Genomic DNA, 13,730 nt, shown 5'->3' on the forward strand with positions numbered 1-13,730 from the left:
GGCGCGTACATCTACCGAACGGAGAACCCGTACACCGTCTCGGAAACGAACGCGTCGCCCGGCCGGAGCACCGCACCCGGGAACTCCGGCCGGTTCGGCGCGTCGGGGAAGCGCTGGGTCTCCAGCGCGATCCCGGCGCCCGGCCCGAACGGCCCGGCGTCGATGTGGTCACCGGTGTAGAGCTGCAGCCCCGGCTCGCTGGTCGTGATCGTCAGCACACGCCCGGACGCCGGGTCGGACAGCTCGGCCGCCTCCGTACCGTCCAGCACATAGTTGTGGTCGTAGCCGAGGCCCACCTTCCGGGCCTGCCGGAAGTCGAAGCGCGTCCCCGCCACCGGCGCCTGCTCGCCGGTCGGGATCAGCTCCGCGTCCACGGGCGTCACCCGCGAGGCCGGGATGCGCAGTTCGTGCCCGGCCGCACTGCCGGAGCCCGCACCGGCCAGGTTCCAGTACGAGTGGTTGGTCAGGCTCACCACGGTCGGCGCGTCCGTCGTCGCCTCGTACGCGATCCGCAGCGCACCGCTCGCCGTCAGGCTGTACGTCACGGAGACGGCCAGCCGCCCAGGGAAGCCCTCCTCGCCGTCCGGGCTGACCCGGGAGAGCCGCACCCCGTGACCGGTCGTCTCCGCGTCCCACACCCGCTTGTCGAAGCCCCGGTCGCCGCCGTGCAGGCTGTTCGGCGGGTTGTTGCGGGGCAGCTGGTACGTCCGCCCGTCGAGCTCGAACACGCCGCCCGCGATGCGGTTCGCGTACCGCCCGATCAGCGCCCCGAAGTACGGCCCGGGGGAGGCCAGATAACCGGCCAGGTCCGGGAACCCCAGGGCCACCCCGGCCACCGCGCCCGCCCGGTCCGGCACCTCGGCCGACTGCACGATCCCGCCGTACGTGAGCACCCGCACCCGGGTGTCGCCGCGCTCCAGGGTCCAGCGGTGGACTTGGGTGCCGTCACCGAGACGGCCGAAGGGCTCCGGCTGCGCGCTGCTCATGCCCGGACCCTACGCCGGGGGCCGCGCGGCGGTGACGTTGCGGTACGCGATCTCCGCCAGCCGCTCCTGGCCGTTCCTGCCGGGGTGGAACCAGTCCCAGGGACTCAGCTGCGCCCCGGTGAACCGGAACCCGAAGACCGCCCCGCCGTCGTAACGGCAGTGCGTGTCAGTGGCGCACACGTCCCTGAGGACCGTGTTGTACGCGACGACCCGGTCCCGCACGGCCTCGCGCCGCTTCACGGCCGCCGGGTCCATCGCGTCGGCGTCCCGCAGCATCGAGGCGCAGATCCCCAGCTTCCAGACCTGCTTGCCCAGCGGGTTGCCGCGCCCCTGCGACCACAGCCGCTTCAGGTCCGGCACGCTCGACACATAGACCTCGCTCCTGGGCAGCGCCGTGCGCAGTCGTTTCAGAGCCGTCGTGAACGAGGTCCTGAATTCATCCACCGGTGTCATGTGCGAAACCGAGTCCCGGCACGCGTCATTGGCACCTGCCATGATCGTCACCAGCTCGGGCCGGTGCGCCGCCGCGGCGGTGATCTGGGCCGGCACATCGGCCATCCGGGCCCCGGTCCTGGCGTCGTTCCAGCCCTTCTTCACCCCGAGCCGGGAGACCAGACTGTGCACCCGGGTGTCCGAACCGGTCGCCCAGGAGACCTTGGGACAGTCGGAGAGCACCGAACAGGCGTCGAAGCCACGGGTGATGGAATCGCCCACGGCGGCGACCGACCGGGGGGACCTGTCCCAGGCCGGGGCGGGTGCGGGGGACGCACCGCGATGCCCCTGCGCATGTTTCGCGCCACTGTCGGAAGAGTCACAGCCGGCCAGCGCGCCGAGCGGCAGGACGAGCGTCGCGGTCAGCGCCGCGACAGCGGTGCGGCCGCGGCGGTTCCGGGCGGATTCCGGCTTCCTCTGCACCCTCTGGACCCTCCAAGTGGCCGACCCGGGCGTCCTGCCGAGTGAAAGCTGTGTGTTCAACGGGGCTGGGACCGACAGTACGTCACACGAGTCAGGCCACCGCGCGGTAGTTTTTCCCCGTCGAACCAGTGACAACTTCGCCCACCCGCTCCGGTAAATTACGTCACGTCACATACTGTCCCATTTCAGGAGATTAACTCCCGATGCTGTTTACTGTTGTACCCCGGGGCAGGACGGGCGAGAGGCCGCTGGGGAAGGCGAACCTCGAACCGCACTGGAGGTCCCGGTGACGACACGTGGAGTTCTGTACGTGCACTCCGCACCGCGCGCGCTGTGCCCGCACGTCGAGTGGGCCGTGGCGGGTGTTCTCGGTGCGCGGGTGAACCTCGACTGGATCAGGCAGCCCGCCTCGCCCGGCACCTGGAGATCCGAGTTCTCCTGGAAGGGCGGCACGGGCACCGCGTCCCAACTCGCCTCCGCGCTGCGTGGCTGGAATCTGCTGCGCTTCGAAGTGACGTCGGAGCCGTGTCCGTCGGCCGAGGGCGAGCGCTACAGCGCCACGCCCGAGCTGGGCATCTTCCACGCCGTCACCGGAATCCACGGCGACATCCTGATCCCCGAGGACCGGCTGCGGGCCGCACTGGCCCGTTCGCTGGGCGGCGAGAGCGATCTGGAGGCCGAGATCGCCCGACTGCTCGGCAAGCCGTGGGACGACGAGCTGGAGCCGTTCAGGTACGCGGGCGAGGGAGCGCCGGTGCGCTGGCTGCACCAGGTCGTATAGGGCCGGTCCCGGCGGAAGGCCCTGATCCGAACAGAAGGCTCTGATCCGCTTTACGGTGGGGCCATGGCTGACAACACCTCAGTAGCTGTTCTCGGTACGGGCATCATGGGCGCCGCGATGGCCCGTAACCTCTGCCGCGCCGGGCTCGACGTCCGCGTCTGGAACCGGACCCGCTCCAAGGCCGAGCCCCTCGCGGAGGCGGGCGCCCGCGTCGCCGACACACCGGATGAGGCCGTCGAGGGCGCGGACGTGATCATCACCATGGTGTACGACGGTGCTGCCGCCCTCGAAGCGATGACCGCGGCCGGGCCCTCGCTGAGCGCCGGGACGGTCTGGCTGCAGTCCACCACCGTCGGCACCGAGGGGCTGCTCCCGCTCGCAGCGCTGGCCAGGCAGCACGGGCTGGCCTTCGTGGACGCCCCGGTCCTCGGCACCAGGGCCCCGGCGGAGAGCGGGCAGCTCACGGTCCTGGCGGCCGGCCCCGGCTCCGTACGCGACGATATGGCACCCGTCCTGGACGCCATCGGCTCCCGTACGGTCTGGGTCGGCGACGACGGCACGACCGGCGCGGCCACCCGTCTCAAACTGGTCTGCAACAGCTGGGTGCTGACCCTCACTCACGGCACGGCCGAGGCACTCGCGCTGGCGGCCGGTCTTGGCGTGGACCCCGCGAACTTCCTGGACGCGGTCGGCGGCGGCTCGCTCGACTGCGGCTATCTGCACCTCAAGGCAGAGACGATTGTCACCGAGGACTACACCCCGAGCTTCTCGGTCACCACGGCGGCGAAGGACGCCCGGCTGATCGTCGAGGCGGGGCGTGCGGCGGGTGTGCGGCTGGACGTGGCAGCCGCGGGCGCCGAGCGGTTCCGCCGGGCCGAGGCGCTGGGGCACGGCGGCGACGACATGGCCGCGTCGTACTTCGCGAGCTTCGAGGCCTGAGACAGACAGGGCACCGACGAGCAGGCCCGCCCCTCCGGACGGGGAGGGACGGGCCTGTGCGTGGGGCGCTGTGTGATCAGCGGGTGTGATCAGACCGAGCGGAACGCCAGCATCACGTTGTGACCGCCGAACCCGAACGAGTTGTTGACCGCGGAGATCGGTCCCTGCGGCAGCGTCCGCGGCTTGTCCCGGACGATGTCCGCGTTGACCTCCTCGTCGAGCTCGTCGACGTTGATGGTCGGCGGAGCCGTGCGGTGGTACAGCGCGAGCACGGTGGCGACGGTCTCGATACCGCCGGCGCCGCCGAGCAGATGCCCGGTCATCGACTTCGTCGCGGAGATCGCGACATGGTCGAGGTCGTCGCCCAGCACCTGGCGGAGCGCCTTGATCTCGGCGACGTCACCCTGCGGGGTCGACGTGGCGTGCGCGTTGACATGCACGACCTCGGAGGGCTTCAGATCCGTGGTCTCCAGCATGTGCCGCAGCGCCGCCGCGATACCGCGACCGGTCGGCTCCGGCTGCGCGATGTGGTGGGCGTCCGACGACAGGCCCTGGCCCACGAGCTCGCAGTAGACCCTGGCACCGCGCGCGGCGGCGTGCTCGGCCGACTCCAGGACCACGATGCCGGCGCCCTCGCCGAGTACGAAGCCGTCGCGGCCCTTGTCGTACGGGCGGGAGGCGCCCTCGGGGTCGTCGTTGTTCTTGGACATCGCCATCATGTTGGCGAAGGCCGCGATGGGCAGCGGGTGGATGGTCGCCTCGGTGCCACCGGCGACGACGACGTCGGCACGGCCGGAGCGGATCATCTCGGCCGCGTAGCCGACCGCTTCGGCGCCGGACGCGCACGCGCTGACCAGGGCGTGGACACCCGCCTGCGCGCCGAGTTCGAGCCCGACGTTGGCGGACGGGCCGTTCGGCATGAGCATGGGGACGGTGTGCGGGGAGACGCGGCGTACGCCCTTCTCCTTGAGCACGTCGTACTGGTCGAGCAGGGTCGTGATGCCGCCGATGCCGGAGGCGACGACCGCACCGAGGCGCTCGGGGTGGATGGCGTCGTCCTCGCCGGCCTTCGCGGTGAAGCCCGCGTCGGACCAGGCCTCACGGGCCGCGATCACGGCGAACTGGGCCGAGCGGTCCAGCTTGCGGGCGAGGGGGCGCGCCAGCACCTCGCTCGGGTCGACAGCGACCGGGGCGGCGATGCGGACCGGGAGCTCGGCGAAGCGCTCGCCGGTGAGCGGCTTGACGCCGGAACGGCCTGCGAGCAGACCGTCCCAGGTCGATGCGCTGTCGCCACCCAGCGGTGTGGTTGCGCCGATACCGGTGACGACCACGGTGCGATTGGTCGGGCTCACTGGAATTTCTTCTCCACGTGTAGAGGGATCTGAATCACGGCGCCACCGCCGGGTGGCGTCAGCCGCGGGCCTGGGTCAGGCCTGGTGCTTCGAGATGTAATCGGCAGCGTCGCCGACCGTCTTGAGGTTCTTGACGTCGTCGTCCGGGATCTTCACGTCGAAGCGCTCTTCGGCGGCGACGACGACCTCGACCATGGACAGCGAGTCGACGTCCAGGTCGTCGGTGAAGGACTTGTCCAGCTGGACGTCCTCGACCGGGATACCGGCGATCTCGTTGACGATCTCGGCGAGACCGGTGACGATCTCTTCCTGGGTGGCGGCCATGTTGGCGCTCCTTCGATGTGTAGCGGTGTGTGTCGGGGACTGCTCGGGGTGTTCGAGCGAACCGGATTCCTCCGGAATGCCCTAGGGGAGGGTAACGACAGTCGCGGCGTAGACGAGACCCGCCCCGAAGCCGATGACCAGCGCGGTGTCGCCGCTCTTCGCCTGACCGGTCGCCAGGAGCCGCTCCATCGCGAGCGGAATCGAGGCTGCGGAGGTGTTGCCGGTGGTCTCGATGTCACGGGCGACCGTGACGTGCTCCGGCAGTTTGAGAGTCTTCACCATCGAGTCGATGATCCGCATATTGGCCTGGTGCGGGATGAAGACGTCCAGGTCGGCCGCCTCGATACCGGCCGCGTCCAGGGCCTGCTGAGCGACCTTCGCCATCTCGAACACAGCCCAGCGGAAGACCGCCTGGCCCTCCTGCGTGATCGCGGGGAACTTCTCGCGGCCCTTGCCGTCGCGGTAGTCCGACCATGGCACGGTCTGCTTGATCGTCTCGGACTTGTCGCCCTCCGAGCCCCATACCGTGGGGCCTATGTGCGGCTCCTTGGACGGGCCGACCACGACCGCGCCCGCGCCGTCGCCGAAGAGGAAGGCCGTCGCGCGGTCCTCCAGGTCGGTGAGGTCGCTGAGCCGCTCGACGCCGATGACGAGCACGTACTCGGCGGAACCCTCGACGACCATGCCCTTGGCGAGCGTCAGCCCGTAGCCGAAGCCGGCGCAGCCCGCCGAGATGTCGAACGCGGGCGCCTTGTCGGTACCGAGCCTGTGGGCGATCTCGGTCGCGATGGCCGGGGTCTGCGCGAAGTGCGAGACCGTCGACACGACCACGGCGCCGATCCGGTCGGCGGTGATCCCGGCGTCGGCGATGGCCTTGCCGGAGGCCTCGATGGACATCGCGGCCACGGTCTCCTCGTCGGATGCCCAGTGGCGGGTCGCGATGCCGGAGCGGGAGCGGATCCACTCGTCGGACGAGTCGATCGTCTCCAGGATCACCTCGTTGGGCACGACCCGGGCCGGACGGTAGCCGCCGACGCCCATGATCCGTGCGTACGGGGCGCCCTGGCTGGGCTTGATCTTCGCCATGCTCTCTCGGGCTCCTTAGGCCCCCGCCGCGTCAGCGGCAGGTGATTGGGTCTCGGCGATGAGGGCGCGGGCCGCGTCGAGGTCGTCGGGTGTCTTGAGCGCCAGCGTCCGTACGCCGGGCATGGCGCGCTTGGCGATGCCCACCAGCGTGCCGCCGGGGCAGACCTCGATGAGCGCGGTCGCGCCCAGCCGCTGCGCGGTCTCCATGCACAGGTCCCAGCGGACCGGGTTCGAGACCTGGTTGACCAGCCGGGCGATGACGTCGGCGCCGGTCGTGACCACCTCGCCGTCGGCGTTCGAGAGATACGGGACGGCCGGGTCGGCGACGACCAGGTCCTGCGCCGCCCTGCCGAGTCCGGTGACCGCCGGAGCCATGTGGTGCGTGTGGAACGCACCGGCCACCTTGAGCGGCACGACCCTGCGGACCCCGTCGGGCTTGTCGTCGACGAGCGCGGCGATCTGCTCGGCGGTGCCCGCGGCGACGATCTGTCCTGCGCCGTTCACGTTCGCCGGGGTCAGCCCGAGCTTCTCCAGGTGCGGGAGCACGGTTTCGGGGTCGCCGCCGAGCAGCGCGGCCATCCCGGTCTCGGTGACGGCCGCGGCCTCGGCCATGGCCAGTCCGCGGGTCCGTACGAAACCGAGGGCCGCGGCGTCGTCGAGGACGCCCGCGAAAGCAGCGGCCGTGATCTCACCGACGCTGTGCCCCGCGACAGCGCCGGGCACGAAGTCACCCAGTGCAGAAGCGGACAGCAGACCGGCCGCGACCAGCAGCGGCTGGGCCACCGCGGTGTCGCGGATGGCGTCCGCGTCGGCCTTCGTGCCGTAGTGGGCAAGGTCGAGCCCGATGGCGTCCGACCACGCGGCGACGCGGTCGGCGGCACCGGGAAGTTCGAGCCAGGGAGTCAGGAAGCCGGGCGTCTGAGCGCCTTGGCCGGGAGCGACGAGTACGAGCACCCTCACACTCTCTCTTGTGGACGGCTTCGGATGCCCGTGGGGAGAGGGACGAAGAACCGTCGGGGTAATTGTTGGTGTCCGACAAAAGTCTAGAGCTGCGTATCCCCGTCGGCCAGGCGCCCCAGGATCAGGGCGATGCGCAGAGTGAATGCGGAGCGCACATCGGAGGGTGACCAGCCGGTGACGTCGGTCACACGTCGGAGCCGGTAGCGAACGGTGTTGGGGTGTACGAAGAGCATCCTGGCCGCGCCTTCCAGGCTGCTCGCCTGTTCCAGGTAGACACTCAGCGTTTCCAGGAGGGCCGACCCCGCCTCCTCCAGAGGTCTGTAGATCTCCTCCACCAACTGCTCACGCGCCGAGGGGTCCGACGCGATGGCGCGCTCCGGCAGCAGATCGTCGGCGAGCACCGGGCGTGGCGCGTCCTGCCAGGCGTAACCGGCCTTGAGCCCGGCGGCCGCCGCTTGCGCGGACCGGGTGGCCGCGAGCAGGTCGGGGACGATCGGCCCGGCGACCACAGGACCTGCCGCGTACGGGCCGATCAGGGCCTTGGCGACCTGGAGCGGATTGTCGTTGCCGCCCGCGATGACGACGAGCCGGTTGCCGAGCACCCCGGTCAGCACCTGCACCTTGGCGTGCCGCGCGGCGCGGCGGATCGCCTCGACGGTCAGTTCGCTGTCGCCCTCCGGCGCAGTGCCGAGGATCACACAGACATGGTCGGGCGAATTCCAGCCGAGCGCGGCGGCGCGGGACACCGCGCCCTCGTCGGCCTCGCCCGACAGCACCGCGTTGACCACCAGGGACTCCAGCCGGGCGTCCCAGGCGCCGCGGGCCTCGGCGGCCTGCGCGTACACCTGGGCGGTCGCGAAGGCGATCTCCCGGGCGTAGACCAGCAGCGCCTCGCGGAGGATCGACTCGTCGCCGGGGGCGGCGACTTCGTCGATCGCGGTCTCCATGACCTCGATCGTGGTGCGCACCATTTCGACCGTCTGCCGGAGCGTGATGGCCCGGGTCAGCTCGCGCGGGGCGGTGCCGAAGACGTCGGTGGAGATCGCCTGGGGGGCCTCGGGGTGCCGGAACCACTCGGTGAACGCCGCGATGCCGGCCTGGGCGACCAGACCGATCCAGGACCGGTTCTCCGGTGGCATCGCCCGGTACCAGGGCAACGTCTCGTCCATCCGGGCGATGGCGTTCGCCGAGAGCCGGCCGGAGGACTGCTCCAGCCGCTTCAGCGTCGCGGCATGCGGATGTGCGGGAGGGGGTCCGGGTGGCGCGGAATCGGGTCGGGGCACGTGGACAAGACTGCCTTATCGGGACCCGGGTATGGCGTGGCGGGGCTACGGTGGGCGGCGTGATGGATGTACGGCGCTCCGGCGAGCGCTACCGCGGAGGCGACCCGGCGGCCGGTATCGACTCCCGCCACGCCTTCTCGTTCGGCACCTTCTACGACCCGGACAACCTGCGTTTCGGGCCGGTCCTGGCCTGCAACGAGGAGCGGCTCGCGCCCGGCGCCGGCTTTGACGAACACCCGCACAGCCACACCGAGATCGTCACCTGGCTGGTCGAGGGCGAGCTCACCCACCGCGACTCGACGGGCGGCGCCACGGTCGTACGGGCCGGAGACGTCCAGCACCTCTCGTCGGCCGGCGGCGTGCGCCACGAGGAGCGCAACGAGGGCCCGGAGCCGCTGGTCTTCGTACAGATGTGGCTGGCACCCCTGGAGCCGGGCGGCGAGCCCGCGTACGAGATCGTGCGCGGCATCGCGGACGCCACGCCGTACGCGGTCCCGGCTTCGGGCGCGCTGCTCTCGGTCCGCAGGCCGTCCCCGGGCGAGCGCGTTGCGGTGCCGGACGCGGCGGGGGTGTACCTGCATGTCGTCCGGGGGGAAGTGCGGCTGGGGGAGACGGGTTTGGGGCCGGGGGACTCGGTGCGGATCACCGGGGAGCGGGGGCTCGACCTGGTGGCGGACACCGCGGCCGAGGTGCTGCTCTGGGAGCTGGAGACGGTCTGAGGCGGGGCGCCCCCTCCATCCGGCCTCCCGTACCGGGCCTGCGCCGGCTGCTCGATCCGACCGCGTCGCAGGCATGATCCGGCAGATCAGGGGATCCCGGCCTCGATGTGGGCGAGGTGGGCGGCGAGGATCTCCTCGAACGCGGCGCGGCGGTCTGCTCCGAGGGGGCGGATATCGCGGGCGAAGTGGGCCAGGGCGGGGAAGCGTCCGGGGTCGGCGCCGAGTACCGCGACGCGGAACTGCTCCATTCCCTGTTCGTACTCCTTGGGGGTGAGCGTGCCGACCCCGGCCTCGGAGGAGATCAGCGCGGCGAGAAGAGTCACGATGCGGTGGTAGCGCACCGGGACCTCCGCGTCGGGCAGGCCCGACGCGCGCAGGGCCTGCAGCAACTCCTCCATGACCAGACGGGAACCGGTGCCGCCGGACCCGTAGCGTCCCCACACCGCGGCGAGTTGGAGCTGCTCGCCGAATGCCTCACGCAGGCGCAGGGCCAGGGCGGTGACGCGCTGCTTCCAGTCGCCCTCGGGCCGGTAACCGTCCATGGTGGCCAGCAGGATCCGGTCGGCGACCGCTCGTAGCAGTTCGGTCTTGTTGCGGAAGTGCCGGTAGAGGCTGGAGGAGTCGGTCCCGAGCGTCGCGGCGAGCTTGCGCACGCTGAACGACTCGGCGTCGTCCGTACGCAGCAGTTCCGCCGCCGTGTCCAGGATCTCCTCGGTCGACCATCGCCGTCGGCCAGTCATCTCGCCCCTCTCGTCACGCGTGAGTCTAACCCGCGCCCCCACTGATGCACTTGCTGATGCACGCGGTGCGTGCATAATGAGGGCGATGCGCTTCAACCACGAGGCCACACACGGCACTTGGCCGGAAGAGGAGAAGGAAACATGGGGGAGACCACGACTGCCGCGCGACCGCCGGAGCCGGATTTCTCGGCGATGACGACCGAGGAGCTGCTCGTCTATCGCGACGCGGAGAACCGCTTCCGGGCCTCCGGCGAGGCGCGGGCCATCCTGGGAGTGCCCCACCCCTGCGCCGCGATCGACTGGCAGGAGATCGCGCTGCCCGGCCGCGACCTGCCGGTCCGGGTGTACCGGCCGACCCCGGCGGGAGACGCCGAGGCCACCTCCCGGACCGGCCTGCCACTCGTGGTCCATGTCCACGGAGGCGGCTTCGTGGGCACGGCGGTGCAGTGCGACTGGACCAACAGCCACCTCGCCGCCCGGCTGCCCGCTCTCGTCGTCTCGGTCGAGCACCGCCTCCTCGCCCCCGGCAGTCCGCTCGCGGACGCGGCCGAGGACGGCTGGGATGTACTCGAACACGTGGTGCGGCAGCCCGCGCGGTGGGGCGTCGACCCGGCGCGCGCGGCCGTCTTCGGCGAGAGCTGCGGCGCGCTGATCAGCGCCCGGACGGCCATTCGGGCCCGGGAGGCCGGTCTGGAGCTCGCGGCGCAGGTCCTGGTCAACCCCGTGACCGACGTGACCGGGACGATGTTCGACTACGCCTCGATGACCGAGTACGCCTCAAGGCCGACACCGGCCTTGCCGTTGCTGCGGTTCTTCCGGCAGCTCGCCGTCCCACCGGGGTACGACGCCCGCGCGGTCTCGCCGCTGTACGCGGACGATCTGAGCGGGCTTGCCCCGGCGCTCGTGGTGGTGCCCACCCAGGACGCGGTCGCCGACCACGGCCGCCGCTTCGCCGACCGGCTGCGTGCGGCCGGCACGCCCGTCCAGCTCACCGAATACCCGGGCGCACAGCACGCGTTCCTCACCTTGCCCGGCATAGCACCCCAGGCCGAAGCCGCCCAGTCGGAGATCCTCCAGTTCCTCCGCACGGCCCTGGCGCGGTGAGGGAGGAACGAAGCGACGACCACCGCACACGACGACGACCGCACGCGGTAGCCGCCTGCTCATGAACGTCGCGGTCTGGGAGTCCGCAGAAGCGCTCGCCCTCGCGCTCTAGTGGAGCCCGTCCACGAAGGTCTGCCAGGCTGCGGCGTGGACGAACAGGGTGGGACCGGCGGGGTTCTTGCTGTCCCGGACCGGCACGGTGCCGGGGAGGCCGTCGGCCACCTCGACGCAGTCGCCACCGGTGGTGCCACTGTAGGACGACTTCCGCCAGGCCGCGCCGTCGGTCACCGTGCACTCCACGCACTCGCCGCCCGTGCTTCCGCTGTAGCTGGACTTACGCCACCGTGCGCTCTTCAGGTCGCGACCGGTCTCCATAACGCTCCTCCATCACGCGGGCGATCAGTGCCGCCGACGCTTCAACGGAGAGTGCGGCGGCCTGCAAGTGAGCGTAACGGCGTGTCGACTCCCGGACGGTCTCGGGGCTGGCGGTCATGTGGCCCGAGATGAGGTCCTCTGTGTAGATGATGTCCGGATCGTCCTCGAAGCGCATGACGGTGAAAGACCCATCCAGGCTGGCATGTTCACCCGCAGTGAAGGGCAACACCTGGATCCGCGTCCAGCGGTGATCGGCGTAGTCCAACAACCGGGCCAGTTGGTTCCGCATGACCTCCCGGCCACCGATCGGCCGGTACAGTGCGGCCTCATCGAGGATCGCCCAGGTGAGCGGCGGTCGTTCCCGTTCCAGGATGCGCTGGCGCTCCACGCGGGCAGCCACCAGACCTTCGAGGTCGTCGGGCAGGCCGGTGGCCAGTACTGCCCGCGCGTACGCCTCCGTCTGAAGGAGCCCGTACACCAACTGCGCCTGGTACGTGGAGATATAGGCCGCACGCGCCTCCATCTCCGCATACGGCTGGAACCAGGTCGGCAGCTGGCTGCGCAGCACCAGGCCGACCAGGCGGGAGAACACCCCGTCCGTGCCGAGGGCCGCGTCCGCGCGCTCGGCGAAATCGCGGGTCGGGATCTTCTTCGTGGTCTCGATCTGGCCGATCAGGGAACCCGTGCAGAAGATGATGTCGCCGAGCTGCCCCTGTTTCAGGCCGGCGGCCTCTCTCTGCCGGCGGAGTTCCCAGCCGAAGTAGTCCAGCGGGGACGCGCTGGGGTCGAGGGAGTGGATGTTGGCCACGGGGGCACCTCCGGCCTGCAACGCCGCTCGGCGTTCGGTTCAGTACGTAGCCGAGCGTAATCGCCGCGTTGCACGCTGGTGGCATGAATGACGTAACTGGTTCCCCGGCGGGCACCGCTGAGGCGACCTACCGTGCCGCCTTCGCGGTGAGCGAGCACTCGGCGCGGCATCTGCGCCGCATCCTGCGCATGTATCTCACCGGCTGGGGCCTTCTCGAAGTGGCCGACGTGGCCGAGCTGGCGCTCACCGAGCTGATCGCGGATGTCGTACGGAACGTCCCCGGCCGTCTCTGCCAGACGTGCATTCTCTGGCTCCCCGGCCGAGGTGTGCGGGTCGAGGTCGCGGACGGGTGCCCTCAACTGCCCAGCGCGGCCGTCGGTGACGAACTCGACGAGGGCGGGCGGGGGCTGGTCCTGGTCGAGGCACTCACCGACAGCTGGGGCGTGGAGCCGCGCAGCGACGGGTGTGGCAAGACGGTGTGGTTCGAGTGCCTGACCGCGAAGGTGGCCGAGGCGTGATGTGTCACCGCCCGGAGTTGAGCTCCGCCAGAACCGCATCCGTGAACGGCGGCCACGCCTCGATCGCCCACGGTCCGAAGTCCCGGTCGGTCAGTGCTACACAGGCGGCCCCCGCCTCCGGGTCGACCCAGAGGAACGTACCGGACTGGCCGAAGTGGCCGAACGTCCGCGGTGACGACGAACTGCCCGTCCAGTGCGGTGACTTGGCGTCCCTGATCTCGAAGCCGAGGCCCCAGTCGTTCGGGTTCTGCACACCGTAGCCCGGCAGCACGCCCTTGAGCCCCGGGTGGACCACCGAGGTGGCTTCGGCGACGGTGCGCGGGTCGAGCAGCCGGGGCGCCTGGAGCTCGGCGGCGAACCTGACCAGGTCGTCGGCGCTGGACACGCCGTCCTTCGCGGGGGAGCCCTCAAGGGAGGTGGCCGTCATCCCGAGCGGTTCGAGCACCCCCTCGCGGAGGTACTCGGCGAAGGGGATACCGGTGGCCGCGGCGATGTGGTCGCCCAGCGCCTCGAACCCCGCGTTGGAGTAGATGCGGCGCTCACCGGGGGCCGCCATCACCCGGTTCTCGTCGAAGGCCAGACCGCTGGTGTGGGCGAGCAGATGCCGGACCGTGGACCCGGGAGGACCCGCGGGCTCGTCCAGCTCGACCGCGCCCTCCTCGTACGCCATGAGCGCGGCGTACGCGGCGAGCGGCTTGGTGACCGAGGCGAGCGGGAAGCGCCGCTCGGTCGGGCCGACCGTACCGGCGACGCTGCCGTCCGCTCGTACGACAGCGGCGGCCACCGCGGGTACCGGCCAGTTCTCGGTCATCGCCAGGCTCTTCATGAGGGACGAGCCTA

General features: G+C 70.9%; 16 protein-coding genes. 5 read left to right on the forward strand and 11 right to left on the reverse strand.

Annotation, left to right across the window (positions count from 1 at the left end; all coding sequences use genetic code 11):
* Positions 1-11 precede the first annotated feature (11 nt).
* Positions 12-986, reverse strand: a complete 975-nt coding sequence (locus OG210_RS22910) for an aldose epimerase family protein (RefSeq protein ID WP_371538511.1) — start codon at positions 984-986, stop codon at positions 12-14.
* Positions 987-995: 9 nt separating this feature from the next.
* Positions 996-1,901, reverse strand: coding sequence for an SGNH/GDSL hydrolase family protein (locus tag OG210_RS22915; RefSeq protein WP_328326173.1), 906 nt, complete (start codon positions 1,899-1,901; stop codon positions 996-998).
* Positions 1,902-2,187: 286 nt separating this feature from the next.
* On the opposite strand from OG210_RS22915, the gene OG210_RS22920 reads away from it, so the two are divergent.
* Together OG210_RS22920 and OG210_RS22925 are read left to right on the forward strand one after the other, a co-directional pair.
* The gene (locus OG210_RS22920; RefSeq protein WP_328326171.1) at positions 2,188-2,682 is read left to right on the forward strand and encodes a DUF3145 domain-containing protein; all 495 of its coding nucleotides are present in this window, start codon (positions 2,188-2,190) and stop codon (positions 2,680-2,682) included.
* A 63-nt stretch (positions 2,683-2,745) separates the two neighbouring features.
* Positions 2,746-3,621, forward strand: coding sequence for an NAD(P)-dependent oxidoreductase (locus OG210_RS22925; protein WP_328326169.1), 876 nt, complete (start codon positions 2,746-2,748; stop codon positions 3,619-3,621).
* A gap of 89 nt (positions 3,622-3,710) precedes the next feature.
* Here OG210_RS22925 and fabF read toward each other — a convergent pair whose 3' ends face one another.
* The 5 genes from fabF to OG210_RS22950 all read right to left on the reverse strand — a co-directional run bounded on the left by fabF (position 3,711) and on the right by OG210_RS22950 (position 8,626).
* Positions 3,711-4,973, reverse strand: coding sequence for a beta-ketoacyl-ACP synthase II (gene fabF, locus OG210_RS22930; RefSeq protein WP_328326167.1), 1,263 nt, complete (start codon positions 4,971-4,973; stop codon positions 3,711-3,713).
* 75 nt (positions 4,974-5,048) lie between these two features.
* Positions 5,049-5,297: an acyl carrier protein gene (locus tag OG210_RS22935; protein ID WP_266857402.1), complete on the reverse strand. Its 249-nt coding sequence runs from the start codon at positions 5,295-5,297 to the stop codon at positions 5,049-5,051.
* A gap of 81 nt (positions 5,298-5,378) precedes the next feature.
* Complete coding sequence (locus OG210_RS22940; RefSeq protein WP_328326165.1) at positions 5,379-6,383, reverse strand: ketoacyl-ACP synthase III; 1,005 nt, start codon at positions 6,381-6,383, stop codon at positions 5,379-5,381.
* A 15-nt stretch (positions 6,384-6,398) separates the two neighbouring features.
* Positions 6,399-7,337, reverse strand: coding sequence for an ACP S-malonyltransferase (locus OG210_RS22945; protein ID WP_328335404.1), 939 nt, complete (start codon positions 7,335-7,337; stop codon positions 6,399-6,401).
* 89 nt (positions 7,338-7,426) lie between these two features.
* Positions 7,427-8,626: a helix-turn-helix domain-containing protein gene (locus OG210_RS22950; RefSeq protein WP_328326163.1), complete on the reverse strand. Its 1,200-nt coding sequence runs from the start codon at positions 8,624-8,626 to the stop codon at positions 7,427-7,429.
* Between the two features lie 62 nt (positions 8,627-8,688).
* On the opposite strand from OG210_RS22950, the gene OG210_RS22955 reads away from it, so the two are divergent.
* Positions 8,689-9,345 (forward strand): pirin family protein, encoded by a 657-nt coding sequence (locus OG210_RS22955; protein WP_328335403.1) that lies wholly within the window; start codon positions 8,689-8,691, stop codon positions 9,343-9,345.
* A gap of 86 nt (positions 9,346-9,431) precedes the next feature.
* Here OG210_RS22955 and OG210_RS22960 read toward each other — a convergent pair whose 3' ends face one another.
* Positions 9,432-10,085, reverse strand: coding sequence for a TetR/AcrR family transcriptional regulator (locus OG210_RS22960; protein ID WP_328326161.1), 654 nt, complete (start codon positions 10,083-10,085; stop codon positions 9,432-9,434).
* 141 nt (positions 10,086-10,226) lie between these two features.
* On the opposite strand from OG210_RS22960, the gene OG210_RS22965 reads away from it, so the two are divergent.
* Entirely contained in the window at positions 10,227-11,189 is a 963-nt protein-coding gene (locus tag OG210_RS22965) for an alpha/beta hydrolase (RefSeq protein WP_371538515.1), read from the forward strand.
* A gap of 108 nt (positions 11,190-11,297) precedes the next feature.
* Here OG210_RS22965 and OG210_RS22970 read toward each other — a convergent pair whose 3' ends face one another.
* Together OG210_RS22970 and OG210_RS22975 are read right to left on the reverse strand one after the other, a co-directional pair.
* A complete protein-coding gene (locus OG210_RS22970) occupies positions 11,298-11,564 on the reverse strand; it encodes a DUF397 domain-containing protein (RefSeq protein WP_371538517.1) in 267 nt (88 codons plus the stop codon).
* Positions 11,524-12,372: a helix-turn-helix domain-containing protein gene (locus tag OG210_RS22975; RefSeq protein WP_371538519.1), complete on the reverse strand. Its 849-nt coding sequence runs from the start codon at positions 12,370-12,372 to the stop codon at positions 11,524-11,526. The genes OG210_RS22970 and OG210_RS22975 overlap by 41 nt, the downstream gene beginning before the upstream one ends.
* Before the next feature lie 83 nt (positions 12,373-12,455).
* Here OG210_RS22975 and OG210_RS22980 point away from each other — a divergent pair, with 83 nt between their 5' ends.
* Positions 12,456-12,890, forward strand: coding sequence for an ATP-binding protein (locus OG210_RS22980; protein ID WP_328326157.1), 435 nt, complete (start codon positions 12,456-12,458; stop codon positions 12,888-12,890).
* 4 nt (positions 12,891-12,894) lie between these two features.
* Here the strand turns inward: OG210_RS22980 and OG210_RS22985 are convergent, their stop codons facing one another.
* Entirely contained in the window at positions 12,895-13,716 is an 822-nt protein-coding gene (locus OG210_RS22985) for a serine hydrolase domain-containing protein (protein WP_328326155.1), read from the reverse strand.
* Positions 13,717-13,730: the final 14 nt, after the last annotated feature.

The organism is Streptomyces sp. NBC_00466 (genome assembly GCF_041433995.1).
GTDB lineage: Bacteria > Actinomycetota > Actinomycetes > Streptomycetales > Streptomycetaceae > Streptomyces.

Excerpts from the sequence above, each read along its gene's own strand:
- OG210_RS22955 (WP_328335403.1), top strand. The coding sequence starts at position 8,689 with ATGGATGTACGGCGCTCCGGCGAGCGCTACCGCGGAGGCGACCCGGCG.
- OG210_RS22935 (WP_266857402.1), bottom strand. The coding sequence starts at position 5,297 with ATGGCCGCCACCCAGGAAGAGATCGTCACCGGTCTCGCCGAGATCGTC.
- OG210_RS22970 (WP_371538517.1), bottom strand. The coding sequence starts at position 11,564 with ATGGAGACCGGTCGCGACCTGAAGAGCGCACGGTGGCGTAAGTCCAGC.
- OG210_RS22965 (WP_371538515.1), top strand. The coding sequence starts at position 10,227 with ATGGGGGAGACCACGACTGCCGCGCGACCGCCGGAGCCGGATTTCTCG.
- OG210_RS22910 (WP_371538511.1), bottom strand. The coding sequence starts at position 986 with ATGAGCAGCGCGCAGCCGGAGCCCTTCGGCCGTCTCGGTGACGGCACC.
- OG210_RS22985 (WP_328326155.1), bottom strand. The coding sequence starts at position 13,716 with ATGAAGAGCCTGGCGATGACCGAGAACTGGCCGGTACCCGCGGTGGCC.
- OG210_RS22980 (WP_328326157.1), top strand. The coding sequence starts at position 12,456 with ATGAATGACGTAACTGGTTCCCCGGCGGGCACCGCTGAGGCGACCTAC.
- OG210_RS22940 (WP_328326165.1), bottom strand. The coding sequence starts at position 6,383 with ATGGCGAAGATCAAGCCCAGCCAGGGCGCCCCGTACGCACGGATCATG.
- OG210_RS22925 (WP_328326169.1), top strand. The coding sequence starts at position 2,746 with ATGGCTGACAACACCTCAGTAGCTGTTCTCGGTACGGGCATCATGGGC.
- OG210_RS22960 (WP_328326161.1), bottom strand. The coding sequence starts at position 10,085 with ATGACTGGCCGACGGCGATGGTCGACCGAGGAGATCCTGGACACGGCG.